The 26611-nt window shown below is 61.8% G+C and carries 28 protein-coding genes and 2 pseudogenes; 12 read left to right on the top strand and 18 right to left on the bottom strand.

From position 1 onward, the window contains the following. On the bottom strand, positions 1-802 hold an 802-nt coding region (gene tssI, locus CAF79_RS18300; protein WP_139832610.1), incomplete at its 3' end, for a type VI secretion system tip protein TssI/VgrG. A 297-nt stretch (positions 803-1099) separates the two neighbouring features. Between tssI and CAF79_RS18295 the strand changes: the two genes are divergently transcribed. Both CAF79_RS18295 and CAF79_RS18290 read left to right on the top strand, forming a co-directional pair. After that, entirely contained in the window at positions 1100-2392 is a 1293-nt protein-coding gene (locus CAF79_RS18295; protein WP_085687499.1) for an MFS transporter, read from the top strand. Between the two features lie 10 nt (positions 2393-2402). Next, complete coding sequence (locus CAF79_RS18290; RefSeq protein WP_085699250.1) at positions 2403-3173, top strand: substrate-binding domain-containing protein; 771 nt, start codon at positions 2403-2405, stop codon at positions 3171-3173. Here the strand turns inward: CAF79_RS18290 and CAF79_RS18285 are convergent. Further along, on the bottom strand, positions 3163-4077 hold the full coding sequence (locus tag CAF79_RS18285) for a LysR family transcriptional regulator (RefSeq protein WP_064597602.1): 915 nt from the start codon (positions 4075-4077) through the stop codon (positions 3163-3165). The two genes, CAF79_RS18290 and CAF79_RS18285, sit on opposite strands and share 11 nt — an antisense overlap. Positions 4078-4239: 162 nt before the next feature. Here CAF79_RS18285 and CAF79_RS18280 point away from each other — a divergent pair, with 162 nt between their 5' ends. Further along, positions 4240-6048: a monovalent cation:proton antiporter-2 (CPA2) family protein gene (locus CAF79_RS18280; RefSeq protein WP_085699248.1), complete on the top strand. Its 1809-nt coding sequence runs from the start codon at positions 4240-4242 to the stop codon at positions 6046-6048. Positions 6049-6194: 146 nt separating this feature from the next. Here the strand turns inward: CAF79_RS18280 and hcnC are convergent, their stop codons facing one another. The 3 genes from hcnC to hcnA are packed head-to-tail and all read right to left on the bottom strand — an operon-like array spanning position 6195 to position 9167. Continuing rightward, positions 6195-7454 carry a cyanide-forming glycine dehydrogenase subunit HcnC gene (hcnC, locus tag CAF79_RS18275; RefSeq protein ID WP_085699246.1) on the bottom strand — a complete coding sequence of 420 codons (1260 nt, stop codon included), beginning with the start codon at positions 7452-7454 and terminating at the stop codon, positions 6195-6197. Next, positions 7447-8856 carry a cyanide-forming glycine dehydrogenase subunit HcnB gene (hcnB, locus tag CAF79_RS18270; protein ID WP_085699244.1) on the bottom strand — a complete coding sequence of 470 codons (1410 nt, stop codon included), beginning with the start codon at positions 8854-8856 and terminating at the stop codon, positions 7447-7449. The genes hcnC and hcnB overlap by 8 nt, the downstream gene beginning before the upstream one ends. Next, positions 8853-9167: a cyanide-forming glycine dehydrogenase subunit HcnA gene (hcnA, locus tag CAF79_RS18265; RefSeq protein ID WP_085605085.1), complete on the bottom strand. Its 315-nt coding sequence runs from the start codon at positions 9165-9167 to the stop codon at positions 8853-8855. Before hcnA ends, hcnB begins: the two co-directional genes overlap by 4 nt. 216 nt (positions 9168-9383) lie before the next feature. Between hcnA and CAF79_RS18260 the strand changes: the two genes are divergently transcribed. Further along, a complete protein-coding gene (locus CAF79_RS18260) occupies positions 9384-9572 on the top strand; it encodes a hypothetical protein (RefSeq protein ID WP_085699242.1) in 189 nt (62 codons plus the stop codon). Here CAF79_RS18260 and CAF79_RS18255 read toward each other — a convergent pair. After that, complete coding sequence (locus tag CAF79_RS18255) at positions 9569-10507, bottom strand: hypothetical protein (RefSeq protein WP_085699240.1); 939 nt, start codon at positions 10505-10507, stop codon at positions 9569-9571. The genes CAF79_RS18260 and CAF79_RS18255 overlap by 4 nt on opposite strands. Before the next feature lie 297 nt (positions 10508-10804). Here CAF79_RS18255 and CAF79_RS18250 point away from each other — a divergent pair, with 297 nt between their 5' ends. Together CAF79_RS18250 and CAF79_RS18245 are read left to right on the top strand one after the other, a co-directional pair. Then, positions 10805-11488 carry a response regulator transcription factor gene (locus CAF79_RS18250; RefSeq protein ID WP_007952956.1) on the top strand — a complete coding sequence of 228 codons (684 nt, stop codon included), beginning with the start codon at positions 10805-10807 and terminating at the stop codon, positions 11486-11488. After that, positions 11466-12860: a HAMP domain-containing sensor histidine kinase gene (locus CAF79_RS18245; protein WP_085699238.1), complete on the top strand. Its 1395-nt coding sequence runs from the start codon at positions 11466-11468 to the stop codon at positions 12858-12860. The genes CAF79_RS18250 and CAF79_RS18245 overlap by 23 nt, the downstream gene beginning before the upstream one ends. Before the next feature lie 127 nt (positions 12861-12987). Here the strand turns inward: CAF79_RS18245 and CAF79_RS18240 are convergent, their stop codons facing one another. The 4 genes and pseudogenes from CAF79_RS18240 to CAF79_RS28925 form a co-directional block, all read right to left on the bottom strand. Continuing rightward, positions 12988-13398, bottom strand: coding sequence for an SRPBCC family protein (locus tag CAF79_RS18240; RefSeq protein WP_085699236.1), 411 nt, complete (start codon positions 13396-13398; stop codon positions 12988-12990). Between the two features lie 25 nt (positions 13399-13423). Continuing rightward, complete coding sequence (locus tag CAF79_RS18235) at positions 13424-14221, bottom strand: SDR family NAD(P)-dependent oxidoreductase (RefSeq protein ID WP_085699235.1); 798 nt, start codon at positions 14219-14221, stop codon at positions 13424-13426. Between the two features lie 32 nt (positions 14222-14253). Beyond that, positions 14254-14361, bottom strand: a pseudogene (locus CAF79_RS29495) (aldo/keto reductase); the annotation flags it as partial. 132 nt (positions 14362-14493) lie between these two features. Beyond that, positions 14494-14592 (bottom strand): annotated as a pseudogene (locus CAF79_RS28925) (pyridoxal-5'-phosphate-dependent protein subunit beta); the annotation flags it as partial. Positions 14593-14724: 132 nt separating this feature from the next. On the opposite strand from CAF79_RS28925, the gene CAF79_RS18230 reads away from it, so the two are divergent. Further along, on the top strand, positions 14725-15384 hold the full coding sequence (locus tag CAF79_RS18230; protein ID WP_085699234.1) for an isoprenylcysteine carboxylmethyltransferase family protein: 660 nt from the start codon (positions 14725-14727) through the stop codon (positions 15382-15384). Here CAF79_RS18230 and CAF79_RS18225 read toward each other — a convergent pair. Then, positions 15378-16046 carry an HAD family hydrolase gene (locus CAF79_RS18225; RefSeq protein ID WP_085699233.1) on the bottom strand — a complete coding sequence of 223 codons (669 nt, stop codon included), beginning with the start codon at positions 16044-16046 and terminating at the stop codon, positions 15378-15380. The two genes, CAF79_RS18230 and CAF79_RS18225, sit on opposite strands and share 7 nt — an antisense overlap. Before the next feature lie 63 nt (positions 16047-16109). Then, entirely contained in the window at positions 16110-16523 is a 414-nt protein-coding gene (locus CAF79_RS18220) for a response regulator (protein WP_085699232.1), read from the bottom strand. 188 nt (positions 16524-16711) lie between these two features. On the opposite strand from CAF79_RS18220, the gene CAF79_RS18215 reads away from it, so the two are divergent. Then, on the top strand, positions 16712-17653 hold the full coding sequence (locus CAF79_RS18215; RefSeq protein WP_085699231.1) for a class I SAM-dependent methyltransferase: 942 nt from the start codon (positions 16712-16714) through the stop codon (positions 17651-17653). 5 nt (positions 17654-17658) lie between these two features. Here the strand turns inward: CAF79_RS18215 and CAF79_RS18210 are convergent, their stop codons facing one another. After that, positions 17659-18432 (bottom strand): helix-turn-helix transcriptional regulator, encoded by a 774-nt coding sequence (locus tag CAF79_RS18210; protein ID WP_085699230.1) that lies wholly within the window; start codon positions 18430-18432, stop codon positions 17659-17661. Between the two features lie 112 nt (positions 18433-18544). Here CAF79_RS18210 and CAF79_RS18205 point away from each other — a divergent pair, with 112 nt between their 5' ends. Further along, a complete protein-coding gene (locus CAF79_RS18205; RefSeq protein ID WP_085699229.1) occupies positions 18545-19648 on the top strand; it encodes a polyamine ABC transporter substrate-binding protein in 1104 nt (367 codons plus the stop codon). Positions 19649-19688: 40 nt separating this feature from the next. After that, complete coding sequence (locus CAF79_RS18200) at positions 19689-20807, top strand: P1 family peptidase (protein ID WP_085699228.1); 1119 nt, start codon at positions 19689-19691, stop codon at positions 20805-20807. A 250-nt stretch (positions 20808-21057) separates the two neighbouring features. On the opposite strand, the gene CAF79_RS18195 is transcribed toward CAF79_RS18200, so the two are convergent. Then, the gene (locus CAF79_RS18195) at positions 21058-21684 is read right to left on the bottom strand and encodes a TetR/AcrR family transcriptional regulator (protein ID WP_085699227.1); all 627 of its coding nucleotides are present in this window, start codon (positions 21682-21684) and stop codon (positions 21058-21060) included. A gap of 155 nt (positions 21685-21839) precedes the next feature. Here CAF79_RS18195 and CAF79_RS18190 point away from each other — a divergent pair, with 155 nt between their 5' ends. Next, the gene (locus tag CAF79_RS18190; RefSeq protein WP_085699226.1) at positions 21840-22280 is read left to right on the top strand and encodes a hotdog fold domain-containing protein; all 441 of its coding nucleotides are present in this window, start codon (positions 21840-21842) and stop codon (positions 22278-22280) included. Between the two features lie 67 nt (positions 22281-22347). Here CAF79_RS18190 and CAF79_RS18185 read toward each other — a convergent pair whose 3' ends face one another. Continuing rightward, the gene (locus CAF79_RS18185) at positions 22348-23034 is read right to left on the bottom strand and encodes a GNAT family N-acetyltransferase (RefSeq protein WP_085699225.1); all 687 of its coding nucleotides are present in this window, start codon (positions 23032-23034) and stop codon (positions 22348-22350) included. A gap of 182 nt (positions 23035-23216) precedes the next feature. Between CAF79_RS18185 and CAF79_RS18180 the strand changes: the two genes are divergently transcribed. Continuing rightward, on the top strand, positions 23217-23444 hold the full coding sequence (locus CAF79_RS18180; protein WP_085699224.1) for a YXWGXW repeat-containing protein: 228 nt from the start codon (positions 23217-23219) through the stop codon (positions 23442-23444). Between the two features lie 6 nt (positions 23445-23450). Here CAF79_RS18180 and CAF79_RS18175 read toward each other — a convergent pair whose 3' ends face one another. The 3 genes from CAF79_RS18175 to CAF79_RS18165 form a co-directional block, all read right to left on the bottom strand. Further along, the gene (locus tag CAF79_RS18175) at positions 23451-24008 is read right to left on the bottom strand and encodes a YceI family protein (RefSeq protein ID WP_085699223.1); all 558 of its coding nucleotides are present in this window, start codon (positions 24006-24008) and stop codon (positions 23451-23453) included. 161 nt (positions 24009-24169) lie between these two features. Next, the gene (locus tag CAF79_RS18170; RefSeq protein ID WP_085699221.1) at positions 24170-25168 is read right to left on the bottom strand and encodes an acyltransferase; all 999 of its coding nucleotides are present in this window, start codon (positions 25166-25168) and stop codon (positions 24170-24172) included. A gap of 83 nt (positions 25169-25251) precedes the next feature. Next, positions 25252-26607 (bottom strand): MATE family efflux transporter, encoded by a 1356-nt coding sequence (locus CAF79_RS18165; RefSeq protein WP_085699219.1) that lies wholly within the window; start codon positions 26605-26607, stop codon positions 25252-25254. Between the last annotated feature and the right edge of the window lie 4 nt (positions 26608-26611).

Genomic DNA, 26611 nt, shown 5'->3' with positions numbered 1-26611 from the left:
GTGCGAGCTGCTTGCCGCGTCTTTCGTTCTCGATCAACAGCGGATAGCGGTAATCCTCCAGCACCGGAGTGAAATCGGCGGTAAAGCGACTCTCGACCAGCAGGCTCGGGCGCTTGAGGTCATAGTCGCGGCGCACGACCGTGCTGGTGCGGGTGCCGGTACGAATGCTGAAACGGCTGACCACCGAGTGCTCGGCCACCATGCCGGAGTCCTGCCGATAGGGCGTGGCGCCAAGCTTGGGTAAAAACACCTGGTCATCGGTGAAGACCAGCAGATGCCCGTCCACCGAGTGCTGGTGATGCCAGGCGATACCGTCCTCGGCGCACAGGCGCTGGATGAACTCAAGATCGGATTCGCCGTACTGGGTGCAGTAATCACGGGGCGGATTCACCGCGACATGAAAGCTGAAGGCATCCGCTTGAATGCCGTGCCCCTTGAGCACCTGCGCGATGATCTGCGGCACCGTACGCTGCTGGAAAATCCGCTGATCACGACTGAACTGCAAGTAGTGCAGCGCCGGCACCAGTGTCAGGTGGTAGCGGGTCAGACGCTTGCCCGACTCACCCGCCAACACATCCTCGATATGCCCGTGAATGCCTTCGCCGTTGTGGCCAAACTGCAGAAACGCGGGTCGGGCAAGCAAGCTTTCCAGATCGAAATCCGGGTGTTCGCTGACCAGTTCAATGTGAATGCCGTAGAGGGTGCTGATCGCTTCGGTGCCGCTGAAGGCCAGGACCTTGAAGTCGTGGCGGATCGCAGGAATCTGCAACACGAAATGCGCCGCATTGGCCGACCGGAACATACGCTTATCCTTAAGCAAAGAGGAAAAGAGCGCGATGTCCAAACCGTCCGTGGTTCGTGCTCGCGAGAATTGGCGGGCACGCTATCAAGGGAAGGCAGTGATTTTATGTAAGGCGCTTCGTCAGTCTTCGTAGGAACAGTCGCTAAATAGGAACAACTGCATTGATCCGCTCCGCACATCAATCAATGCCAACTATGCAATTAACAAATCGATCCCTGCGCGCCACTATCCGCCCCAATAAAAACCGTGCGCCGCCTCCCCGTCGCGCACGTCATAAAAGCGGTGGAGTACTTTTCTATGACAGCCTCAATCCCACACGGCGGCTCGCGGGCCGGCGCCATTTTCCGGGTGACCTCGGGTAACTTCCTCGAACAGTTCGACTTCTTTCTGTTCGGCTTCTACGCCACGCAGATCGCGGCGGTGTTCTTCCCGGCGAGCAGTGAGTTCGCCTCTCTGATGATGACTTTTGCAGTGTTCGGCGCAGGCTTTTTGATGCGTCCGCTGGGGGCTATCGTGCTCGGCGCGTACATCGATGACGTCGGTCGGCGCAAAGGTCTGATCGTCACCCTGTCGATCATGGCCAGCGGCACGATCCTGATTGTGCTGGTGCCCGGATATGAAACCATCGGCCTGTTTGCCCCGGCGCTGGTGTTGATCGGGCGGCTGTTGCAAGGCTTCTCCGCGGGTGCGGAACTGGGCGGGGTTTCGGTGTATCTCTCGGAGATCGCCACGCCCGGTCGCAAAGGCTTCTTCACCGCCTGGCAGTCGGCCAGTCAGCAGGTGGCCATCGTCGTCGCCGCTGCGCTGGGTTATGGCTTGAACCAGTGGATGGCACCGCAAGCGGTCGCCGATTGGGGCTGGCGGATTCCGTTTTTCGTCGGCTGCATGATCGTCCCGTTCATCTTCTTTCTGCGACGCAATCTGGCGGAAACCGAAGAGTTCGCCGCACGTAAACATCGTCCGAGCATGAAGGAAGTGTTCCGCACCCTCGGTCAGAACTGGGGCGTAGTGCTGGGCGGGATGCTGATGGTTGCCCTGACCACCACCGCGTTTTACCTGATCACCGTGTACGCACCGACCTTCGGTAAAACCGTGCTGCACCTGAGCACCTCCGATGCGTTGCTGGTGACACTGCTGGTGGGCGTTTCCAACTTTTTCTGGCTGCCGATTGGCGGCGCGTTGTCCGATCGTGTCGGGCGCCGTCCGGTGCTGATCGCCATGGCGTTGCTGGCCCTGGCCACCACGTATCCGGCGCTGTCGTATCTGGTGCAGGCGCCAAGCTTCAGCCACATGCTGCTGTCGCTGTTGTGGTTGTCGTTTATCTACGGCCTGTACAACGGCGCGATGATTCCGGCCCTGACCGAAATCATGCCGGTAGAAGTGCGCGTGGCCGGTTTCTCCCTGGCCTATAGCCTCGCCACCGCCGTGTTCGGCGGATTCACGCCAGCGATGTCGACCTTCCTGATCCAGTACACCGGCGACAAAGCCGCTCCGGGTTACTGGATGAGCATCGGCGCGCTCTGCGCACTGGGTGCGACGCTGTATCTGTATCGCCGCGCCGGCGGTCGTCTGCAACCTGCTACTGCCTGAGAACATCACCATGAAAAAATTGTTTACCGTTACAGCCCTGCTCGCCGGTCTTGCGTTCAACGTTGCGGCCCAGGCCGAAGAGTTGCGGGTCATGACCTCCGGCGGTTTTACCGCTGCCTACAAGATCCTCGGGCCGAAATTCGCCGCCGCCACCGGCAACACCCTGGACACCCAACTCGGCCCGTCGATGGGCAAGGCACCGGAGGCAATCCCCAATCGCCTTGCCCGTGGCGAAAAGGCCGACGTGGTGATCATGGTCGGCTACGCCCTCGATGATCTGATCAAGCAAGGCAAGGTCGACCCGGCGTCGCGGGTAGAACTGGCAGATTCGCGAATCGGCCTGGTGGTGCGCGAAGGTGCGCCAAAACCGGACATCAGCAATGTCGATGACCTGAAGAAAACCCTGCTGGATGCAAAATCGGTGGCCTACTCCGACAGCGCCAGCGGCGTGTACATCGAGCAGCAGTTGTTCAAGAAACTCGGCATTGAAGATCAGCTGAAACCGAAGGCGAAGATGATCCCGAAAATCCCTGTGGGCTCGGTGGTCGCCACGGGCGACTATCAACTGGGCTTCCAGCAGGTCAGCGAGTTGCTGCCGGTGCCAGGGGTGAGTTTTGTGGCGAAGATTCCGGAGTCGGTGCAGTCGGTAACACGATTTGCAGCAGGGATTCCGGTGGGTGCGCAGCATCCAGAGGAAGCGAAAGCCTTGCTCGCTTATCTGGCCGCGCCTGCCGCCCAGCCTGACGTGCAGGCCACCGGGCTGGATTCGGTCAAGCGCTGACCGTCGGCGGCTGGACTTTCATTTCCACCACCAGCCGCTCCAGTTCCAATGCCGCCGGGGTCAGCGTACGGCCCCGGCGTTTGATGATGCCGACGCTGCGCATCACTTGTGGTTCGGTCAGCGGTACCCGCGTCAGGATCGGATGATCCGCCGCCGGCATCGCCATCAACGGCACCGCCGCCACGCCCAGCCCCGCTTCCACCAGACCGATCATGGTCGTCACATGCCGCGTCTCGCAGATGCTCGGGCGTTGCGGCACCACTTTGGCCAAAGCCTGATCCAGCAGAAAACGGTTGCCCGAGGTCTTGTCGAGCGAGATGTAATCCTGCCGGTAGAACTCGTCCCAGGTCACGCTGCTGCGCCCGGCCAGCGGATGATCGCGGCGACAGGCGACCACGTAGCTCTCCTGCACCAGCGGCTCGAAATCCACGCCCGCCTCTTGGGTGCCCATGAAACTCAAACCGAAATCCGCCTCGCCATTGACCACCGCGCTCAGCACGTCGTGGGCGCTGGAATCGAGGACTTTGACTTTGATGCGCGGGAACTGCCGGTGATAGCGGGCGACCACGCTCGGCATGAAGTAATACGCCGCCGACGGCACGCAGGCGACAGTCACGTGGCCCTGCCGGTTCGAGGCGACTTCACTGATGCCGAGCAACGCGACGTCCAGATCGTCGAGCAAACGTTCGACGCTGGGCATGAAACCGCGTCCGGCCTGGGTCAGGCTGACCTTGCGCGTGGTGCGTTCGAACAGCTTCACGCCGAGGGCGTCTTCGAGCTTTTCGATGCGTCGGCTCAGGGCCGGTTGCGACAGGCGCACGGTGTCGGCGGCCTTGCGGAAACTGCCCTGTTCGACCACCGCGCGAAAGGCTTGCAGGTCGTTGAGGTCGAAGTTGATGGCCATGGAAAACTCTGGAGGATTGATTCGCTGAGGCTATAAATGTAACCAATTGATGCAAATTATTACACAAGCACATCTGCTCAAGCCGGGCATGCGGTAGATCTGCCATTGTTGCAACCTTTATCCTTGTCGCCCCCGCCGTACCGCGTTACTGGAGTTCCGCTCATGCCCCATGAAGGCAATCTGTTACAAGCCGCCGTCGTTTTTCTTCTGGCCGCCGTGCTTACCGTTCCCCTGGCCAAGCGCCTGCAACTGGGCGCAGTGCTCGGCTATCTGTTTGCCGGGGTGATCATCGGCCCGTCGGTGCTGGGCCTGATCGGCAATCCGCAAAGCGTCAGCCATATCTCGGAACTGGGCGTGGTTTTGCTGTTGTTCATCATCGGTCTGGAGCTGTCGCCGCGACGTTTGTGGGTGATGCGCAAATCGGTATTCGGCGTGGGTCTGGCGCAGGTGCTGCTGACCGGTTCGGTGATTGGTGTGCTGGCGTTGCTGGTGTTCGGCCAGCCGCTGAACAGCGCGATTGTCTTGGGCCTGGGTCTGGCGCTGTCGTCCACCGCGTTCGGCTTGCAAAGCCTGGCGGAGCGCAAGGAACTGACCAGCCCGCACGGACGGCTGGCGTTTGCGATTCTGCTGTTCCAGGACATCGCCGCGATCCCGCTGATCGCGCTGGTGCCGATGCTTGCGGGCGTGGATCACCACACCAGCACTGCCGACGATGTGCGCCACAGCTTGCAGGTGCTCGGCAGCATCGCCGTGGTGGTGATCGGCGGGCGCTATCTGTTGCGTCCGGTGTTTCGCGTGGTGGCGAAAACCGGTCTGCCGGAAGTCTCCACCGCCACTGCGTTGCTGGTGGTGATCGGCACCGCGTGGCTGATGGACATGGTCGGCGTGTCGATGGCGTTGGGCGCGTTTCTTGCCGGATTGCTGCTGGCGGATTCGGAATATCGCCATGAGCTGGAAGCGCAGATCGAGCCGTTCAAGGGCCTGCTGCTGGGGCTGTTTTTCATCAGCGTCGGCATGGGCGCCAACCTCGGTCTGCTGCTGAGCGCGCCGATCACGGTGCTGGGGCTGACGCTGCTGCTGATCGCCTTGAAGTTGCCGTTGCTGTTTGTGGTCGGGCGTCTGGCCGGTGGGTTGAACAAGGTCAGCGCGATTCGCCTCGGCATCGTGCTGGCGGCGGGCGGTGAATTCGCCTTTGTGGTGTTCAAGATCGGTCGCGATCAGGGCCTGTTCGAACCGCGTTTGTACGACCTGCTGGTGCTGACTATCACCCTGTCGATGGCGGTCACACCGTTGTTGCTGCTGGTCTGCGCACGGTTGGTCAGCCCGAAAGTGCAGCCGGTAGAAGTGCCGGAGAAATTCCGTCAGATCGAAACCGAAGCCCCACGTGTCGTGATCGCCGGCATGGGCCGGATGGGTCAGATCGTGGCGCGGATCCTGCGGGCGCAGAACATCAAGTTCGTGGCGTTGGATACGTCGGTGGAAACCATCGAACTGTCTCGTAGTTTCGGTGGTGTGCCGGTGTTCTACGGTGACCCGATGCGCCCGGAAATCCTCAACGCGGCCAAGGTTGGTGAGGCGGAATATTTCGTGATTGCCACGGACGATCCGGAAACCAACATCAAGACTGCCGAAATCGTGCGCAAGCTCTACCCGCACATGAAAATCATCGCCCGGGCGCGTAACCGGCAGCATGTTCATCGGTTGGTGGATGTCGGTGCCGATCCGATCCGGGAGACTTATTACTCGAGTCTGGAAATGAGCCGCCGCACGTTGGTTGGCCTTGGCTTGACCCAAGCCCAGGCCGATGCACGGATCAAGCGCTTCAAGCACCATGACGAACAGGTGCTCGAGGCTCAACACGCGGTGTACGACGACGCGGCCAAAGTCCTGCAGACCGCCCAGGAAGCGCGGGCGGAACTGGCCCGGTTGTTCGAGTCGGATCAACTGGAAGAACAATCGGGCAAGCCCTGACGTTTTCAGAGTTGATCGTTCCCACGCTCCGCGTGGGAATGCAGCCCGGGACGCTCCGCGTCCGTTCCGGAGCTGGAACGCGGAGCGTCCCTTGAGGCATTCCCACGCAGAGCGTGGGAACGATCAGGTGGGAAACTCCCACAGGTTCAGGCCATCTCCAGCTCCCTCTCTTCTTTGGCCGGCGCCACTTCAAACCGATCCGCCAGAAACGGCGTGATGTCCAGCGGCAGCGGTTCATCGTTGACCAGTTTGTCCAGCAACACTCCGGTAATCGCCGAGGTCAGCACGCCGGTGCGGAAATGCCCGCAGGCATTGAGATAACCCTCCACTCCGGCCATCGGCCCGAGAATCGGCAACTCGTCCGGCGAGCCCGGCCGTAGCCCGGCCCAGGTGCGCTTGAGGTTGATGTCCGCCAGTTCCGGCAGACAACGCACCGCGCCCTGCACCAGCCCGGCGATTTCCGGCCAGGTCGTGGTGACGTCAAAGCCCTTGTCCTCGGTGGTACTGCCGATGAGGATTTCGCCGTTGTCCTTCTGCGCCATGTAGCAATCGCTGGTGGTCAGGCAACCGTTGAGGATTTTCGGCAGGCGTTCGGTCAGCAGGATCTGACCTTTCACCGGTTTCACCGGAATGCGGATGCCGGTCGCCCATTCGCTCAAGTCTGCAGCCCAGGCACCCGCGGCGTTGATCAGGGTCTTGCAGTGGAACACCCCGGCTTCGGCCGTCTGTACGCCAGTCACCCGCCGACCGTGGTGCAGCACGCCGGTGACGTTGGTGTTGACGAACATGGCCACGCCATTCTGCCGGGCGCCTTCGGTGTAGGCGTCGGCCAGGCGGAACGGGCTGACCTGATGGTCGCAGAGAAACTCCAGCGCACCGCGCGCTTCATGGCTGACACTCGGCTCGGACTCGCGCAATGCAGCCTGATCGAGCCAGCGCACCTGATCGGCCAGATGCGGGATGCAGCCGACGATGTGCTCGGCGTACAACCGGTCTTCATCGTCATAAATGACGAATTTGAGCCCGGTCTTTTCGAACTTGAAATCCATTCCGTGATTGTCTTTCAGCTCACGGTGCAGCGCCGGGTACAGCGCGTTGGACTGCAAGGCAAAATCGAAGAACGACGGCGGCAGGATGTGCGGCGTGCTGGAGTCCACCGCCACTGCCGCGCCCTGGGTTTCGCGCTTGCGGTTGGCCGACATCATGCGGAAGAAAATCACCCCGCAGCCCAGCCCCACCGACTCGCCAATCGCCCACAGACCGCCGGCTGAAGCGCGGGTCGCGTTGCCCGGACGCTTGGCGTCGATCAACGCGACCTTGAGGTCTTTGCGCTTGGACAACTGATAGGCGATGGACGCACCGATCACACCGCCGCCGGCGATGACCACGTCATAGAACTTACTCATGGGAAACGGCCTCCGTGCCGAGGGACTGGAACGCGGAAAAGGGAATCGGATCGATCGGGAAACGCGGTCGCAGCCAGCCAACATCCTTGCGCCCGGTGGCCTGACGCAAGCGGTCGCTGCAATAGCCGACGCACATCCGCCCCTGACAATCGCCCATGCTTACGCGAGTGCGCATTTTCAGGCTGGCGATGTCTTGTACGCCCTGCTCCAGGGCGCGGTCGATGTCGGCGCGGGTCGCATGTTCGCAGCGGCAGATCACCGTGTCGGCGGCCGGCAATGCGGTCTGCCCGACACCGCGTTCGGTGTAGCGATCCACCGCCGCGCGGAAACGCACGATGGCTTTGAGTTTGCCCAGGTAACGGTCGCGACGGACTCGCGCCAGTTCCTCCTCCAGCACACCGCGTTGCAGCAGGATCGAGGTCGCCGCGATCTTGCCGGCCAGCATCGCCGCTTCGCCGCCGCGAATACCGCCCATGTCACCGGCCAGATGCACGTGGGGCTCGCTGCTTTGCTGCCAGATGTTGGCATTGGCGCGCAGGTAGCCGTCGTCGCTGAAGCCGTGATCCAGGCCCATCTGCTGACTCAGCTGCGTACGCGGAATGAAGCCGTAGCCGACCGCCAGCGTCTTCGCTTCGAAGCGTTCGACGCGGCTCATGTCCGGCTCCCACGTTGCCGAGTACGGCGCCACGCTGACGCTTTTCAGTTCGCCTTCGCCGTGCGCTTGGACCACGCCCCAGCCGTAGTTCATCGGGATGCCGTGCAGTTTCAGATAAGCGAGCATGCTCAAGCCATCGAGGAACAACTGCGGCTTGTTCAGCAGCGCCAGGCTTTCCTTGGCGATCTTGCCGAACGCACAGGCCTCGTAGACACCCGCCACACTCACGCCCGACGCATGCAACTGGGTCGCCACCAGTGGCAACAGCGGCCCGGTGCCGGCAATCACCACCGGCCCCTGCGGTTTGACCACGCCGCTTTTGATCTGCAATTGCAGACCGCCGAGCATGATCACACCGGGCAAGGTCCAGCCGGGAAACGGCACGCTGCGCTCGTGGCAACCGGCGGCCAGCAGCAACTGCGGGTATCGGATTTCGTGCAGACGCTCGTCGCCGTCCAGCACCACCAGCGAGCGCGTGCCTTCGGCGCCGACCACGCGGTGGTTGAGACGCACGTCGATCAGCCCGGACTGCTCCTGAAAATCACCGTGCAATTTGCCCAAAGCCTCGGAATAACGCGGCCCCAGATAATCGAGCTGCACCCCGTCACGCAGCGGCCCGCGATAGACCACGCCGCCAAGACGCGAAGCTTCTTCAAGCAAGGTGCAGCGCACCCCGTGCAGGGCCAGTTCGATGGCCGCGGCCATTCCCGCCGGGCCACCGCCGACGATCACCGGATGCAGGCTCATACCACCTCCTGCCCGTGAATACGGTTGACCTGGGTTTCGATCAACATGCCCTCGCGCACCACGGTCTGGCAGGCGCGGCGCTTGTGCCGGCCATTGATTTTCACCAGGCAGCACTGGCACACGCCCATGCCGCAATAGGCACCGCTGATCTGGTTGTGATCGTTGCGCGCGACCTGGCGCACGCCGAGGGACTGAATGACGCTGAGCACGGTTTCGCCAATGGCGGCGGTGACCGGCTGGCCGTTGATGTGGACAGTCATATCCGCCTGCGTCAAAGGCTGGATATCGAAGGTTCTTTCTAGGCAGTGCATTGCAATGATCATCCGTGAAAAGGTTCAGGTGAGGTTGAAACAGCTCCTTGCTGCACTACACCTCGCCGGCTCGTGGGGGTTATCGCTCTCTATCGGGCCGGCAGGTTATTCCTGCTCGCGCAGCAAAGTGCGCGCAAGCAATGTAGTCGATCCAGCGGCAAGGGCCTGGAAATTTCACGGTAGGGGATATTGCGCCGACGAATATTGATCCACGCCATGGAAATGACTGGTCGGTTCTGCGCCTTCGGCCAGACAGCAAAAAGCCGCTTCAACCCGAAGGTGGAAGCGGCCAAGGCATATGCCTCAAGTAATCAGTGCACAAACAGGGCGATCAGGATGATGATCGGGATTGGAACGCCGAGGAAAAACAGCAGTAGTGAGCGCATGGTGGTTCTCCTTGATTAACGGACTGGCGGCAGCGTGGTCGTGGTGTAGGTTTCGACTTCGACGTACTCGACCGCATCCCGGCGGCGACCGCCGAAGGTGGCCGAGAGACTGGCGAAGAACGCACCAGCCAGCAGCGCGATGAACATCCACAACGAAGTCCAGGCAGCGACTTTGGCGGCGGTGTCGGCAGCTTGTTGCGCTTTAACCTTGGCGTCGGCGATTGCCTTCTGGGTGCGAGCGTAGATTTCATCGACCCGACGTTCGGCGTCGGCCTGAGTCAGGTTGGTACGCTGGGCGACCAGTTGGGCGAGGTAGCTACGGTCTTCGGCGCTGAGCTGACCGTTGGCCAGGCTCTGGGCGAAGATCCGGGTCACGGTGCCACGGGCGGCGTCATCGCTGACGGCGGCGGGACGATCGTCGCGGAACAGGCTGTCGACGAAGTAGCCGTACTGATCGCTGTCAGTGTTGGACGCTGCGGTGCCGGCTGCTTGGGTCATCGCACTGGCTGCGCCACCGGCAACGCTTGCACCGGCCTGCACACCGCCGCTGACGATGCTGCTGACCGAGCCGACCACCAGCGTCGCGGTAACCAGCGTTGCTACGCACCAGGCGAGGAAGCCATGGGCGGTGTCGCGAAAGTACACTTCGTCACCGTGCATGTTGGCCCATCTCACCCGCAGGCGACCGGCGATGTAGCCACCCAGTCCCGAAGCGATGATTTGTGTGGCGGCCAGCCAGATGATGGTTGAAATGCCCAGGCCCTTGGCACTGACGCCCTCACCGGCCCAGGGTGAAACGGCGGAGAAGCCCAGACCGAAACCCAACAGCACCAGAATCAGCGACAGTGCCGCTGCAGCGGCAGCCCCTGCGAAAATCGCGCCCCAGGACACCCCTGAGACGTTGCTCGACTCTCCTTCGTAGGCAGGATAAAACCCATCAGAGGATCTATTCATTGTTGTAGTGCTCCAGGCATGAAAAATGGTGTTACAACTCGTCATCAGAGGAATTGCAGTGACCGTGCCAGTCGCCAACATTAAATAATTCGTTTTAATTCAATCAGTTAAAAATTATGAACTTCCCAGGACCATGCAATTTGCAACAACGGGTCGATATCAGCGGGTTTTATGCATTGGCACAAAAGCCGCGCCATCGCGTTTCTATCCGCTAAAACATGAAAGTTAATTTAAAGCGCCAGCGCAAAATCTTGGCAAAATGCTGCCATTGCGTTTGAACAGACCAGCAGGCCCACCATGACTCGCATCCTGACCATCGAAGACGACGCCGTGACCGCCCGGGAAATTGTCGCCGAACTGAGCAGCCACGGCCTCGACGTGGACTGGGTCGACAACGGCCGTGAAGGCCTGGACCGCGCCGTCAGCGGCAACTACGACCTGATCACCCTTGACCGCATGCTGCCGGAACTCGATGGCCTGGCCATCGTCACCACCCTGCGCACCATGGGCGTGGCCACACCGATCCTGATGATCAGCGCCCTCTCCGACGTCGACGAGCGCGTGCGCGGCTTGCGCGCCGGTGGCGATGACTACCTGACCAAACCGTTCGCCACCGATGAAATGGCCGCCCGGGTTGAAGTGTTGCTGCGCCGGCAGAACAGCAACGGCGCCCAACCGACCACCTTGCAGGTGGCGGATCTGCAACTCGACCTGATCAGCCACGAAGCCCGTCGCGCCGAGCAGGTGCTGACGCTGCTGCCGACCGAGTACAAACTGCTGGAGTTTCTGATGCGCAACAGCGGCCAGATCCTGTCGCGGATGATGATTTTCGAGGAAGTCTGGGGCTATCACTTCGATCCCGGCACCAACCTGATCGACGTGCACATCGGCCGCCTGCGCAAGAAGATCGACCCGCCGGGCAATGTCCCGCTGATCCGCACAGTGCGAGGCTCGGGTTATGTCATTGCCGAACCCGTCTGACGGTTGGCGCTCCTCCAGCAGCCGCTTGCTGGCGCTGTACAGTTCGTTGTTCGTGGCGTGGAGTGCGATCCTGATGGGGGTCATGTACTTCGAGGTTTCCGGTTATCTCGACAACCTCGCCAAGCATTCGCTGATGCAACGTCAGCATCTGTTTTCGCACTTTCGCGGCGATCAACTGGAAGACGCGCTCGCCGCCAGCATGACCTTCGACATTCGCGGCATCGACGCCTACGGCCTGTTTGACGCCCAGCACCGCTACCTCGGCGGCGCGTTGCAGAAAATCCCCGAGGGGCTGCCGCTGGACGGCAAGATCCACATGCTCAGCGAATGCGCCGACTCCGACGATCCGACCCTGCCCAATGACAGTTGCGACGCGGTCGCCACCCCGACCCGCGACGGCCGCTGGCTGGTGCTGCTGCGGGACAACGGTTCGCTGTTCGCGGTGACGAAAATCATTCTGCATGCGTTGTTCTGGGGCGTATCGCTGACGATTGTGCCGGGGATCATCGGCTGGCATTTGCTGCGTCGGCGGCCGCTGCGGCGGATTCGGGCGATCCAGGCCAGCGCCCAGTCGATTGTCGCCGGCGACCTGACTCACCGTTTGCCGCTGTCCAATCGCCGCGATGAGCTGGACATGCTCGCCGCCATCGTCAACGCCATGCTCGATCGCATCGAGCGCCTGATGAATGAAGTCAAAGGCGTGTGCGACAACATCGCCCATGACCTGCGCACCCCGCTGACCCGTTTGCGGGCGCAGTTGTATCGCATGCAGCAACAGGCCGGCGAAGGCTCGCCGGAAGCGGCGCAACTGGATCTGGTGCTGGCCGAGGCCGATACGCTGATGGCACGGTTTCGCGGGTTGCTGAGAATTTCGGAACTTGAGGATCGTCAGCGGCGCTCGGGGTTTGTCGAGCTTGATCCGGTGTTGTTGTTGCAGGAACTGCACGAATTCTATCTGCCGCTGGCCGAAGACGACGAGCTGCGTTTCGAACTGAACATGCCAGAAACCCTGCCCATGCTGAACGGTGACCGGGCGTTGCTGTTTGAAGCCCTGGCGAACCTGTTGAGCAACTCGATCAAGTTCACCCCGGCCGGTGGCACGGTGGTGTTGCGCGGGGTCAATGATGCGGGGCATACGCGGATCGAAGTGCATGACTCCGGCCCCGGCATTCCCGAATCCGAGCGGGAAGCGGTGTTCCAGCGTTTCTACCGCGCCGAGGGCGGGCAACTGCAAAATGGTTTTGGCCTGGGGCTGTCGATCGTCGCGGCGATCGTCAACCTGCACGGGTTCAGCCTTGAGGTAGGACGCAGCGATCTGGGCGGGGCGAAGCTGGTGCTGGATTGTCGGCAGAGCCTGATTTCACAGGCTTGACCTTCATAGATCGTTCCGACGCTCTGCGTGGGAATGCAGCCCGGGACGCTCCGCGTCCCTTCCAGAGCTGGAACGCGGAGCGTCCCTTGAGGCATTCCCACGCAGAGCGTGGGAACGATCAACAAACTCAGGTGGGGTAGTTGGCGCGCAGGGCCTCAAGCCCGCCCTGATAGACGCCGCTGAACAACGCCACCACCTCCTCATCGCTCACGCCCTTGGCCGTGAAGCGCCCCGACCACGTCACCCGCGCGCCCTGCCCCTGGGCTTCAACACGAATCGTCGCCAGATAATCGGTGGCCGGAAACGGTGCCTGCAGAATCGAATAGCTGTAGGTTTTGCCCGCGTTATCGAACGTCTCCAGACGCTCGACCACCACCGCGCCGTCAGCAGTTTGCAAAGTGCGCACGCGCCCGCCTTCGCTCAGTTCGCTGTTGGGAATGAACGGCAGCCAGTCCGGCAAGGTGTTGAAGCCGCCAATCAATTGCCAGACCTGATCGGCCGAAGCCGGGATGTCGATCGTTGCCGATGCTGTTGCCATAAATGAAAAGTCTCTCTCAATGAATTCAGATAGTCAGGCTGTCGACCACGCCGCCGTCGACCCGCAACGCGGCGCCGGTGGTGGCCGAGGACAGCGGTGAAGCGATGTAGGTGACCAGGTGCGCGACCTCTTCGACATCCGCCACACGCTGGATGATCGAGCTCGGACGGGCCCGGCGAACAAACGCGTCTGCCTCGTCCCGCAGGCTGCGGCCAGACTCGGCGGCGGCATCCTTGAGCATTTCCTCGACTCCGTCGGTCAAGGTCGGCCCGGGCAGGATCGCGTTGACCGTCACCCCGGTGCCCGCCAGGCGTTTGGCCAGGCCATGGGACACCGCGAGGTTGGCGCTTTTGGTCACGCCGTAGTTGATCATGTCGGCCGGGGTAGCCACGCCGGATTCCGAAGACAGGAAAATCACCCGGCCCCAGCCCTGCTCGACCATCGCCGGTACGTAATGGCGCGACAGGCGCACGCCGGAGATCACGTTGATTTCATAAAAGCGCGTCCACTCATCGTCCGGCGCGTCGAAAAAATCCACGGCGTTGTAAATCCCGAGATTGTTCACCAGGATGTCGGCTTTCGGTTCAGCGGCGAATAGTTTCTGCGCGCCTTCGGCCGTGCCCAGATCCGCCGTCAGACCGCGCAGTTGCGCGCCCGGCACCTTGTCGCGAATGCTTGCCAGCGCCTGCTCGACCTTGGCCGCGTCGCGACCGATCACCACCACCGTAGCGCCTGCCTCGGCCAGCGACTGGCAGATGCCCAAACCGATGCCCGCCGTGCTGCCGCTGACAATCGCCAGTTTTCCGCTCAGATCGATCTTCATGCTTTCACCTCATCAATGGGTAATGGTGCACGTCAGGACACCCGTTTCGCATCACGCATGGCCTGCCAGAAACCGGCCGGACCGGCCAGCGAGAATTGTAGTGCAGTCGCCTTGACATCGACGCCATGGATTGCGGCGATGTGGATTTCCAGTGTGGGGAATTGAAGTGGGTGGCGGAGCTGGACGGAGCCGGCGGTCAACGCGCAATCCCTGAGCGCTCAAATCCCCATCCGCGCCCACTCCCCCAACCGTTGCGCACTGATACTCACCCCCGAGCCGCACGTTTGCTGGTTTTCCAGCTTCAGCCAGATACGCCGGGATGCGGTCAACAGACTTGGATGGACGATCAGCGGCGTGCGGATGTACAGCATGGCGGACTCCCGAAGCGGCGAATCGGATGATCGGAAGGTCTCTGTCTGGAGTTTAGCCCACGGCCCTGCCAGCGGTTAAACGCCGGGGATCGTGCCGGGATCTACACTGAACGGAACAGCCGTGAGGTGCCTATGAAAATGTCAGCGCAAATGACCGTGGTCGCAGTGCTCGCCACCCTCGCCTATCTGGGCCTGGCGATGTGGGGCATCGGTGGCGTGGCGGTGTTTTTTTCTCACGGGGCGCTGGTCGTGGTGGCGCTGGCCACGCTGGCCATGGTGGTGGCGTCGCTGTTCACGGAAGTGAACCTGAGCACCGGCGAACGCGAGGATCGGGCCAATCGCTGGGTGATTCCGGCGTTCGCGGTGATCGGTCTCGTTAGTGCCGTTCTGCCGGCTTACTGCGACCGCATCGGTTTCTGGACCATCGGCCGCGAAGGCACCCGCTGGTTGGGAGCGTTGCTGTTCATTGTCGGTGGCGTGTTGCGCTTGTGGCCGGTGTTTGTGCTTGGCAATCGGTTCAGCGGGCTGGTGGCGATTCAGCCGGGGCATCGGCTGGTGACCGAGGGCATTTATCGGCATCTGCGCAACCCCAGTTATCTGGGGCTGGTGATCAATGCGATCGGCTGGGCGCTGGCGTTTCGCTCGGTGGTCGGCCTGTTGCTGGCAGCGCTGACGCTGATCCCGCTGATCGCCCGCATCCACTCCGAAGAGGCCTTGCTGCGCACGCAGTTCGGCGCCGAATACGACGCCTATTGCGCGCGCAGCTGGCGCTTGGTGCCCGGTGTTTATTGAGGTTGCAGGCGCAACTGGCCGTCGCTGTCGATGTTCAGCGTGAGGTCGCGGTAGCTGGCGATGGTCGCGTGGGCGGTTTCAAGCGGATGCTGGTGAGTCGTGGTGATGATCATCAACAGCGCACCGGCGGCTTCAGCGGCTTGAATACCGACGGTGGCGTCTTCGAAGATCAGGCAGTCCGCCGGTTCCAGGCCCATACGCTCGGCCGCCAGCCGATAACCGGCCGGATCAGGTTTGCCAGCGGTCACGTCCTCGGCGGTGACCATCACCATCGGTTCAGGAATCCCTGCCGCCGCCATCCGCCGCAACGCCAGGTCCCGAGGCGCCGAAGTCACCATGGCCCAGCGATCCGCCGGCAACGACTTGAGAAACGCCGCCGCACCGGGGATTTCGACAATGCCTTCGACGTCTTCGATTTCCGCCTCGGTGATGAACGCCGCTTGCGCCTCGGCGTCCACGCCCGGCAGGTTCAAACGCGTGATGGTGTCGATGGCGCGCGCTCCGTGGATGGTCGGCAGGAACGTGTCGACGTCCACCCCGTGGCGCACGGCCCAGGCGGACCAGATTCGCTCGGCAGCGGCAATGGAGTTGAGGACGGTGCCGTCCATGTCGAACAGGAACGCGCCGAACGCGCGATTGAAAACAGCATCGTGAGCAGACAAAAGATCACTTCCTCGCAAGGGGCCGGGCAACGATGCCCGGCAATGTAGCACTTGCGAGACGCTTCAGTGCAGCCGCGGCGCCTTGGATTTGAACGCACCGTCGACGCAATCGAGCAACTGCCCGATGGCCCAGGGCTTCTTGATGAACGCCACCGGATGCTTCACGCCCGAGGTTTCCGGTGTTTCATAGCCGGACATGACCATCACCGGTTTGTCCGGCCAGCGATCACCGACCAGATTGGCCAGGTCGGCGCCGTTAAGCGTGCCGGGCATAGTGATATCGGTCAGCAACAGCGCGACTTCCGGCGCGTGCTCCTCCAGGTATTGCGACGCCGCATCGGCGCTGGTCTGCGGCTCCACCTTGAAACCTTCCTCCTGAAGAATTTCGCACAGAAACTCCAGAATCAACGGATCGTCTTCCACTACCAGAATCAACCCGTCAGGAAGGTGCGCGCTCGACGACGGAACTGGACACATGAACTGGCACTCCCTGAACAACATGAACATTTTCAGCGGATTGAACCCGCTGCTTATCTGGTATGAGCGACACCTTGTACAGAAATTCATTTTAGATACAGGTCTTTTCGATAACGTCGGTCGGCAAGCCCTCGTCACGGCCTGTTTGTGGTTAAAATGCCCGCCCTTTTTCTGGCCGATTCCGATTGATGAACCCTCAAGCCCTCGCCACTCTTCACACCCATCTGCTCACGGCGCTGACGTCGGCACCGACCGAAACCCGGCGCCTGTTCCATGGGCGCGGACGTTGCTGGCCGGGGCTGGAGCAAGTCACCGTGGACTGGCTGCAGGGCGTGGTGCTGGTGTCGCTGTTCAAGGAGCCCGAGGCTTCGCAGCTGGAAGACCTTAAACGTCTGTTGCTGGAGATCACCGATTCAGAGCAATGGCAGCAATCCGGCGCCCATACTTTGTTGATCCAGCACCGTTACTTGCCGCAAAGCACCGCCGAATGGCTGCTGGGGGACGAGATCGACGAAATGACCATCGCCGAGGGCGGGTTGAAATACCGCGTGGACCTGGGCCGCAAGCAGAACGCCGGGCTGTTCCTCGACATGCGTTATGGCCGCAACTGGGTGCGCGAACAAGCGGCGGGCAAACGGGTGCTGAACCTGTTCGCCTACACCTGCGGCTTCTCGGTGGCGGCCATCGAGGGCGGCGCCAGCCATGTAGTCAACCTCGACATGTCCCGCGCCGCCCTGAGCCGGGGCCGCGACAATCACCGGTTGAACGGGCATGACCTGAGCAAGGTGAGTTTCCTGGGCCATGACCTGTTCAAATCCTGGGGCAAGGTGATCAACAGCGGCCCGTACGATTTGGTGATCATCGACCCGCCGTCGTTCCAGAAAGGCAGTTTTCTGCTGACCAAGGATTACCGGCGTGTGCTGCGTCGTCTGCCGGAACTGCTCACCGCGCAAGGCACGGTGCTGGCGTGCATGAACGATCCTTCGTTCGGTTCGAACTTCCTGATCGACGGCGTGACCCAGGAAGCGCCAAGCCTGCGCTTCGAGCAAAGGTTGGAGAATCCGCCGGAGTTTCCCGATGTCGATCCTGAAAGCGGCCTGAAGGCGCTGCTGTTCAAGCAGATCGGCTGACCCCGTCAGCGCGGGCGCAATACCAGCGCAAACAACTCGCCATGCCCGGTGACGTTGAGCTTGTGATAGAGATTGCGCCGGTGCACCTTCACGGTCTCCGGCGAAATGCTCATGTACTGGGCGATGGCCTTGCTGGAAAAGCCCTGGAGAATCAGGCGCGCCGTGTCGATTTCGCGCACAGTCAGGCGGGCGTCGAAGCGGTCGAGCAGCGCCGCAATATCACCGACCGGCGCCTCGACCGCTGCGCCTTGCGGCGGCATCAACTGCACATGCCGGCGCATCGCTGACAGCACCCAGTCCCGCACGCAGAGCAGGCGCCCCTGCTCCTGCAAACTGAACGCCGTCGAGCGGCCCATCGACAAGCCCAGCACGCCGTCATCGAGATTGACCAGAAATTGCAGCTCATCCGCGCCGACCACCGAACGGAAGTAGCTCTGGTAGTACTCGCTGTGCAGAAACTGGTCCGGCGCCACGGCCGCGAGGCTGTGCAGACCGTCGGCGATCCCGGCGACGGCGGCCTGATAGAACGGATCAAGCAGGTACATGCCGGCACAGTAACCGGCCAGTTCTTCCTGCTCGTCGGCGCGCCCCTGGCTGTCGAAGTCGATCAGCAATTGCGGCGGCCGCCCCGCCTGCATCACCGCCACCAGCGCATTGTCCAGCGGCACCAGCAACCGCAGCGTATCCACCAGCGCCCGCCAGAAACCGTCCTGACCGACCGTTGCGAACACCCGCGACAGGCTCTGATGCACCGGCAATTCCTGCAGCAACGCGTCCACGCACTACCCCTTTTGAGTAACCCATGATGGGAATGGGTGCGGTGCGGCCCGCCCGATAGGCTGACCACTCCTGTTCATCACCGGCCTGCCAACAGGCCAGGAGTGCCGCATCATGCGTGGTCATCGTGGGTATATCAACCTGGGGCTGATGGGCGTTTTGTCCGCAGCGCTGAGTGCGCAGGCGGCCGATGCGCCGAGCGTGCATGTCTACAACTGGTACGACTACATCGGCCCGAACACCCTGCATGACTTCAAGCGTGACAGCGGTATCGAACCGGTCTACGACACCTTCGACAGCGCCGAGGTGCTGGAAGGCAAACTGATGACCAGCCGCAGCGGCTACGACGTGGTGGTGGCGAGCAACTTCAGCCTGCCGACCCTGATCAAGGCCGGCGCCCTCGCCCCGTTGCCCCGCGAACAACTGCCGGGCTGGAAGAACCTTGACAACGATCTGCTCGGCAAACTGGCCAACAACGACCCCGGCAACCAGTACGCCGTGCCGTATCTGTGGGGCACCAACGGCATCGGCTACAACGTCGACAAGGTACGTGCCGTGCTGGGCGACAAGGCGCCAGTGGATTCCTGGGATCTGGTGTTCAAGGAAGAAAACCTGGCCAGGCTCGGCGAATGCGGCGTGGCGATGCTTGATTCGCCCTCGGAAATGCTCCCGGTCGCGCTGCACTACCTCGGCCTGCCGCCGAACAGCACCAACGCCGCGGACTATCAGAAAGCCGAAGCGCTGCTGCTGAAACTGCGCCCGCACATCGCCTACTTCAATTCCTCGAAATTCATCAGCGATCTGTCCAACGGCAACATTTGCGTGGCAGTCGGCTGGTCCGGCGCGATGCTCGAAGCCAAGACCAACGCCGAGCAGGCCGGCAACGGCGTGAAAATTCAGTACAGCCTGCCGAAGGAAGGCGCGCCGGTGTGGTTCGACACGCTGGTGTTGCTCAAGGACGCGCCGCATCCGGCTCAGGGTCTCGCGTTCATTGACTATTTGCTGCGGCCCGAAGTGATTGCACCGGTCAGCGATCACCTTTCCTACCCCAATGGCAATCGCGCCGCCACGGCACTGGTTGCCCGGACCACTCGCGACAACCCGGCGGTATACCCGTCCGCCACGGCGATGGCCACGTTGTACACCCTCGAGCCGTTGCCCAAAGCCACCGAGCGAGTGCGCACGCGGGTCTGGAGCAAGATCAAGAATGGCCAGTAACAACTATTCAAATCACTGCCTTCCAATAGAGAGAACATCAATGAAACCACGTGCCCGCGATCTCCATATCCGCATCGGCCAATTGCAGCCCGGCCCGCTCAACGCCATCACCGACGTACCCGGCGTACGGGTCGGCCACAGCAACGTGCGCGGCCGCAGCGCCAGCGGTCGTGACATTTGCACCGGCGTCACCCTGATCGAACCCCGCGTCGGTTCGCCCAACGCGCAACCGTGTTTCGCTGGCGTTCATGTACTCAACGGCAACGGCGATGCCACAGGGCTGGAATGGATTCGTGAGGCCGGCCTGCTGACCAGTCCGATCGCCTTCACCAACACCCACAGCCTGGGTGTGGTGCGCGATGCCTTGATCGAACTGGATCGCGAGCAGCAACCGGACGACGGTCGGCTCTACTGGAACATGCCGGTAGTGCTGGAAACCTTCGATGGTCTGCTCAACGACATCAACGGCTTTCATGTGCAGCCCAGACATGTGGCCGAAGCGCTGAACAATGCCGTTGACGGCCCTGTGCAGGAAGGCGCGGTGGGCGGTGGCAGCGGCATGATCTGCCATGAATTCAAGGGCGGGATCGGCACCGCATCACGCCGATTGAGCAAGGTTCAGGGTGGCTGGACGGTGGGCGCCATCGTCCAGGCCAACCACGGGATTCGCAGCGAGTTGCGGGTCGACGGCTACCCGGTCGGGCGTTACATGGAACAGGTGGATTCGCCGTTCCTGCGCGCTTCGTTGCCGCATCCGGGCATGGGCTCGATCGTCGTGTGCCTGGCCACCGATGCGCCGTTGCTGCCGCATCAATGCACGCGGCTGGCGCAACGGGCGAGCCTCGGTCTGGCGCGCACCGGCGGCGGCAACGAGGATCACAGCGGCGACATTTTCATCGCCTTCGCCACCGGCAACGATCATGTCCCGCCCGCCGCCTATGAAGGCAAAGGTTCACCGACCTGCGACGGCCTGCGCATGGTCAACAACGACCACATCAGCGAGCTGTTTCTGGCGGCGACCGAGGCGGTGGAAGAAGCGATCATCAACGCCTTGCTGGCCAGCGACAGTACCGAAGGCAACGGGCATTCGGTGTCGGGGCTGGATGCTGCCACCCTGCGCGCAGCCCTCGAAAAAGCCGGCTGGCCGGGCGCTCGCTGACACGCTGATGCCCCTGGGGTGGAGGGAGCCGCCCGCGCCTCAAATGCAGGTGACTGACGGTACTTGAGTGCATAACCTCACCTTCCTACGATGGAGTTACGCAGTCGCCTGGGCCACCAGGCTGCTGCGGAGGTGCGGGTGCTCTGAACCCCAATCAAGCCCGCACCTGGCTTCATGCGCATCTTGAGCCTCGCGGGCTCTACTTCCTCCCCATCAAAGAGTCTTGAGGCTCTTTTTTTGTCTCTGAAAATCAGCGTTCGGGTTCGCGGCGGATCGAACGCCATGCGGCCTGGGCCAGCAATTCGCGATACGCCTTCGGACTGCCCTGCACTCGCCCGGACAACCACGCCCGGCAATAGCTGTCGGCCTGACCGACGATCAGCGACGGCAACAGTTCGGCCGGGCACTCGTTGAGTTCAGCGGCGCGTCCGGACTCGGCCAGCCAGTTGCGCAGGCCCAGGTTGCGAGTCTTGTTGCGCTCGGCCAGTTCATCCTTGTGCGGGCCCCGGGTCACGGCATAACGCGCGTGATACTGGAACCGCGCCCATTCAGGCTGGTTCTCGACCCAATCCACGTAGCTGTAGACCAGCGCCTGCACGCCCTCTTCGGTGGTCGTCGCCTCCGCCAGATAGGCGTCACGCAGGCGCGCCTGATCCTCCAGCGCGGTGAAGAACAGCGCGGCCACCAGTCCTTCCTTGTTGCCGAAATGGTGGTAGATCGCTCCGACGCTGGTGTCGCACTCGGCACGGATCATTTCGATGGTGGTGGCCTCGATGCCTTGCTCGTTGAACAGGCGCAAGGCCTTGCGAAAGATGTCGCGCTTGAGTTCGGCGCGGCGGCCGGGGTAGCTGCGTTCGAGTAGATCTGCGGTGTCCATGGGCGTTGAAAATCCGGGTAAAGGGCACATCGGTGCCGGTCATCGAAACGCGCACAGGTTGACAGATTTCCCGCGGACAGAATACCGTTCCGTTACAGAACATTATTCTGTAACGGAACATCATTCTGTAAATCTCTAACCGCGAGGCTTCTTCCATGAGTCAGTTTCTCAGCATGTTCAACAGCGTCGGTTCCCAGGCGTTCAGCCAGATGGCCTGCCAGGTCGCGCCGTACTTCAGCACCATCAACCCGCTGGTGACTGAATTGCGCGCCGGTTCGGCGCAAGTACAAGTGCCGTTTCGCCGCGAGATCACCAACCACCTCGGCACCGTGCATGCCATCGCCCTGTGCAATGCCGCCGAACTGGCGGCCGGGATGATGACCGACGTGTCGATTCCCGCCGGCGCGCGCTGGATTCCCAAAGGCATGACCGTCGAATACCTGGCCAAGGCCAAGACCGACGTGACCGCCGTGGCCAATGGCGACGGGCTGGACTGGCAGACCGAAGGCGACAAGATCGTGCCGGTGGATGTCCATGATGCCGAGGGCAAGAAAGTGTTTACGGCGCGCATCACCATGAACGTGAAACTGTCCTGATATCACCGGCACAAAAAAGCCCTTGCTGCGCTGATCGCAACAAGGGCTTTTGCCGTTTCGAAGAGAATCAGTGAACGGTCAGGCGCTGGCGGACAAATTCTTCAGTGCGCCGAGTGACCTGATCCAGATGCCGGTCGCGCTGTTTCTCCGCATCGAGCATTGCGCGTTTGCCGTGTTTTTGCAGCAGGTAGGTGTGGATTTGCTGCACTTCCAGTGAGCGGTAGATCGGTGTGGTGTCGATGAAACCGCGCAGCCCGTTGCTGCGGTAATGCCGGGTGCTCATCAGCACCTGCGTCTCCAATCGACCCAGCACTTCAAAGCCCAGCGCCTCGAAATACGGCACCTTGCCGACGCTGCAGGTCAACTCGGCATGGGGGTAACGCGCCACCATGTCCGCGATCAACGAACGGCCCACGCCCTGACGCCGATGCCCCTCGCGCACCGCCAGATAGGCCACGTTGCACGCCTCCCAATCGCCCTGCACCGGCAGGTACAACAGGAAGCCGGTCACCTGCTCCGGATCATCGTCGTCGGTGGCCACCAGCAGTTCCACTTCTGTGCCCTTCTCGCCGTTCAATGCCTCCAGATACAGATGCACCTCGTAGCCCACCGCGTACTGATAGACGTTGTACAGCAGGTTGCTCGGGCCGAGGCCGATGGCACTGATGTCGGTCAGGTTATCGACCACCATCTGCAGGATCTGGCTGTTGACACCTTCGGGGCATGGGGATTTGTAGTGGGTGATGCGGGGCATGGCGGGCGGACTCCAACGGTAAAACACAAGTTGCCGCGCAGCTTTAGCGACCGGCGAACCGCGACATCATACCTTGTGCAAGCCTGACAAAAATTTCATCTGCCCGAGAACGGACTTTTCGCCGATTTGGCGTCCAATTTTCAGCTGCTTTGATTTCCCGACGCAGGCCTTGAGGAGCTGTCATGAACGTTCCGCGTTCCCCGAAAACCATGAAACCCTTGCTCGCTGCCACGCTGGTGGCAATCGCTTTGTCAGGCTGTGTCGTCGAACCGGCTCGCCCGCATCGGCCACCCCCGATCGTCGAAGTGGTTCCGGCAATGCCTGCGCCGGGCTATCACTGGGTCGCCGGGCATTACCGCTGGGCCGGCAACCAATGGCGCTGGATGCCGGGGCACTGGCGGGCGTATTGAGGCCGGTCACTGCGCGGGGGTAACGACCTTGAACTTGATGTCGATATCCTTCGACACCACGGTATCGGCCCACTCCCCCGCGCCGAGGCCGAACTCGTCGCGCTTGAGCACCAGTTCGCCGTCGAAGATGCCGATGCTGCTGTCGGGCTTGAGCTGCACCGGCACCTGCACCTCCCGGGTGATGCCTTTGAGGGTGAGGTGGCCGTCGACCAGATAACGGTTGTCCCCGGCCGGGCTGAAGCGGGTCGATTCGAACACTGCCACCGGGAATTTTTCGGTGTCGAACCATGCCGGTTTCACCAGTTCGGTGTTGGCGTCTTCACTGCCGGCGTCGATGCTGGTGAGGTCGATGTGCAGTGTGGTGCGGGCACTGGCGAGGTTGTCGGTGTCGAAATCCAGCGTCGCGTCGAACTTGCCGAACGTGCCGTACATCCGCGAGCCCATCTGGTTGTAAGTGAAACTGATCTGGCTGGCGGTGGTATTGACCCGGGTGTACTCAACCGCCTGCGCGGCAGGGACGACGATCAAGCAACACGCGGCCGCCAACAACAATCGAATCGACATGGAATGCTCCGGCGCCCGATGGGTCTCGAATGACTTAAGCAAACATCCTTCGGTTACGCCACTTCGTCGGCCATACGCGCCTGGCAGCGCAACTTGAAGAAGCGTTGCCGTGGCAACATCGGCGTCCAAAGATCCGGGCTGGCCAACCGGACTGAAGCCATTCAGGCAACCGATTGACTGCCGGGTGCCTGTGCCACGCCCAATCGCACGCCGGCCCGCACTTTGTGACGCAGCTTCAGGGCCGGTCGTTCGACGGCATGGTAGGACACGATGCTCATGACAAAGGACAAGACCATCACGGCTTCGGTGTACCAGCCGATGTAGGCCAGCGGCCAAAGGGCACGCAGCAGGTACATCGCCACGAAATGATTGAGAAACACCCCATAACTGATGTTGCCGAAGAATTCGTCAAGCGGATGCTGGCGCAGTTTCGTCAGCAAAAACACGGCGGGAATGCCCAGCGCGACGCCCAGTGTCACTTCGGCATTGAAGGGGCGCCGCTCGATCCAGCCAGCCATGATTGCGATAAACAGCAAGGCCGCCCCCACCAGGGTGCCTGCCACGATCAACCGGCCCTTGGCTTGCTTGCCGTAAAGATAGCTGCCGCAGAGAAACATGAACAACACGCCCGGCAGCAGTCGGTAGCCATAGACATCGGTGTTGATGTAGCCCAGGCAGGCGACCAGGAACACCGCGACGGACAGCACGAATGCCACCCCGCGAAGTTTGAAGATCAGCAGAAACGGAATCGCGAGGTAGAAACACAGCTCCAGCCCCAGCGACCACGCCGGCGGCATGAGTTCGGTTCCGGCCAGTCCGAACATGTAGAAATCGAGGGGCACGATCGTCAGGTTCGCGACGATGTGCCTGAAGGTCAGCTCGGCAGCCTGAGGCGTACCGGGCAGCAAGAAATAGATCACGGCACAGGACAGGCACAGATAGAACAGGAACTGTGGGTAGAGCCGCAACGCCCGGTCCACGTAAAACAGGCCGACTTTACTCAATGCGTTGTAATTGCGTTCGATGAGCGAGGTCATCACGAAACCGCTGATGATCAGAAACGAGATCACCGCGACCACACCCGGATTCAGCCCCGCGAATTTGATCCCCATATGGGACAAAGCCACCAGCACCGCCAGCAACAATCGATAAACACCCACGAACCCGCTCCAATGTCCTTATCGTTATGGGCGGCTAAGCTACGACGCTTTGCGACAGGAAAACAGTTATTTTTCGTTGATTCCTACACTAGCCGCTCGATCTTCTGATGCTTCCAGACCCGCGTGTAATACAGCGTCTGCAACACCAGCATCCCCAGATACGCGATCGGAAACGCCATCCACACGCCCTGCAGACCGAACTGCCCGTCCAGCCAGTAGGCCGCCGGCAATTGCACGCCGAGTACGCAGATGATCGCCACGCCCACCGGCACCAGCACCGTGCCGCTGGCGCGCATGATGCCGCCGATGATCGCCTGGAAACCGAAGATCAGCAGGCTCCACAACATGATGTGCAACAGGTGTTCGGCCATCGCCCGGGTCGAGTCTTCGGTCAGGAACAGCCCGAGCAACCAGTGCGACAACAGGTAACCCGACAGGATCAGACCACCGGTCAGGCACACGTTGATCCACAGCCCGGTGCGCAGGATCGGGCCCATCCGCTCCAGCCGTCCGGCGCCGATCGCCTGGGCGCCGAGGATCGACGCGGTGATCGCAATCGACAGCGCCGGAAACTGCACGTAGTTGACGATCTGCGTGACCGCGCCATACGCCGCCGTCGCCTGCGAGCCGTGCTGGTTGACCAGCGCCAGAATCACCAGCTCCGACAGCGACAGCACGATCATTTGCACCCCGGTGGGCAGACCGATACGCAGCACTTTGCCGAGAATCGCGCCGTCCAGTCGCAGCGACGCGAAAAACTCGCGATCCGGCGCCAGCGGATGGCCCTTGCGGATCAGGCTCCATGACAGCCACGCCATCGCCGCCAGCGTTCCGGCCAGGCCTGCGAACGCCGCGCTCTGAATGCCCAGTTGCGGCAGGCCGAACCAGCCACGAATGAACGCCGGGGTCAGCGCCAGCCCGACAATGGTCGACAATAACAGCGCCAGCATCGGCGACAGCGTGTCGCTCACCCCACGCAACAACTGGGTGAACAGCACGTACACCAGCACAACCGGCAAGGTCCACATCATCACCCGGGCATAGGCCACCGCATCATCCAGCACATCCGTCGGCGTCCCCAACCCCTGCAAGGCCTGGCGCGCAAACACACTGCCCAGCACCGCCGCCACCAGCCCGATCAATACCCCCAGCAACAGCGTCGCCCCGGCAATCGCCTTGACCATATGCGACTCACGCGCCCCCCACGCCTGACCGATCAGCACCCCTGCCCCGGCGCCCAGTCCGATGACCAGCGCGATGAAGAAAAAGATGATCGGAAACATGCCGGACACCGCCGCCAGCGCCTGCGTGCCGAGCATCTGGCCGATGTAGATGCTGTTGACCGTGCCTGACATCGATTGCAGGAAGTTCGACAGCACCATTGGGGCCAGGAACAGCAAGTAGGTTTTCCAGAGGGGGGAATGAGCGGGGGTTTGCATTGAG

Source organism: Pseudomonas sp. B26(2017) (genome assembly GCF_002113045.1).
Classification (GTDB): domain Bacteria; phylum Pseudomonadota; class Gammaproteobacteria; order Pseudomonadales; family Pseudomonadaceae; genus Aquipseudomonas.
Note: the sequence above shows the minus strand (reverse complement) of the source record. Positions and strands in the feature narration are given on the sequence as shown.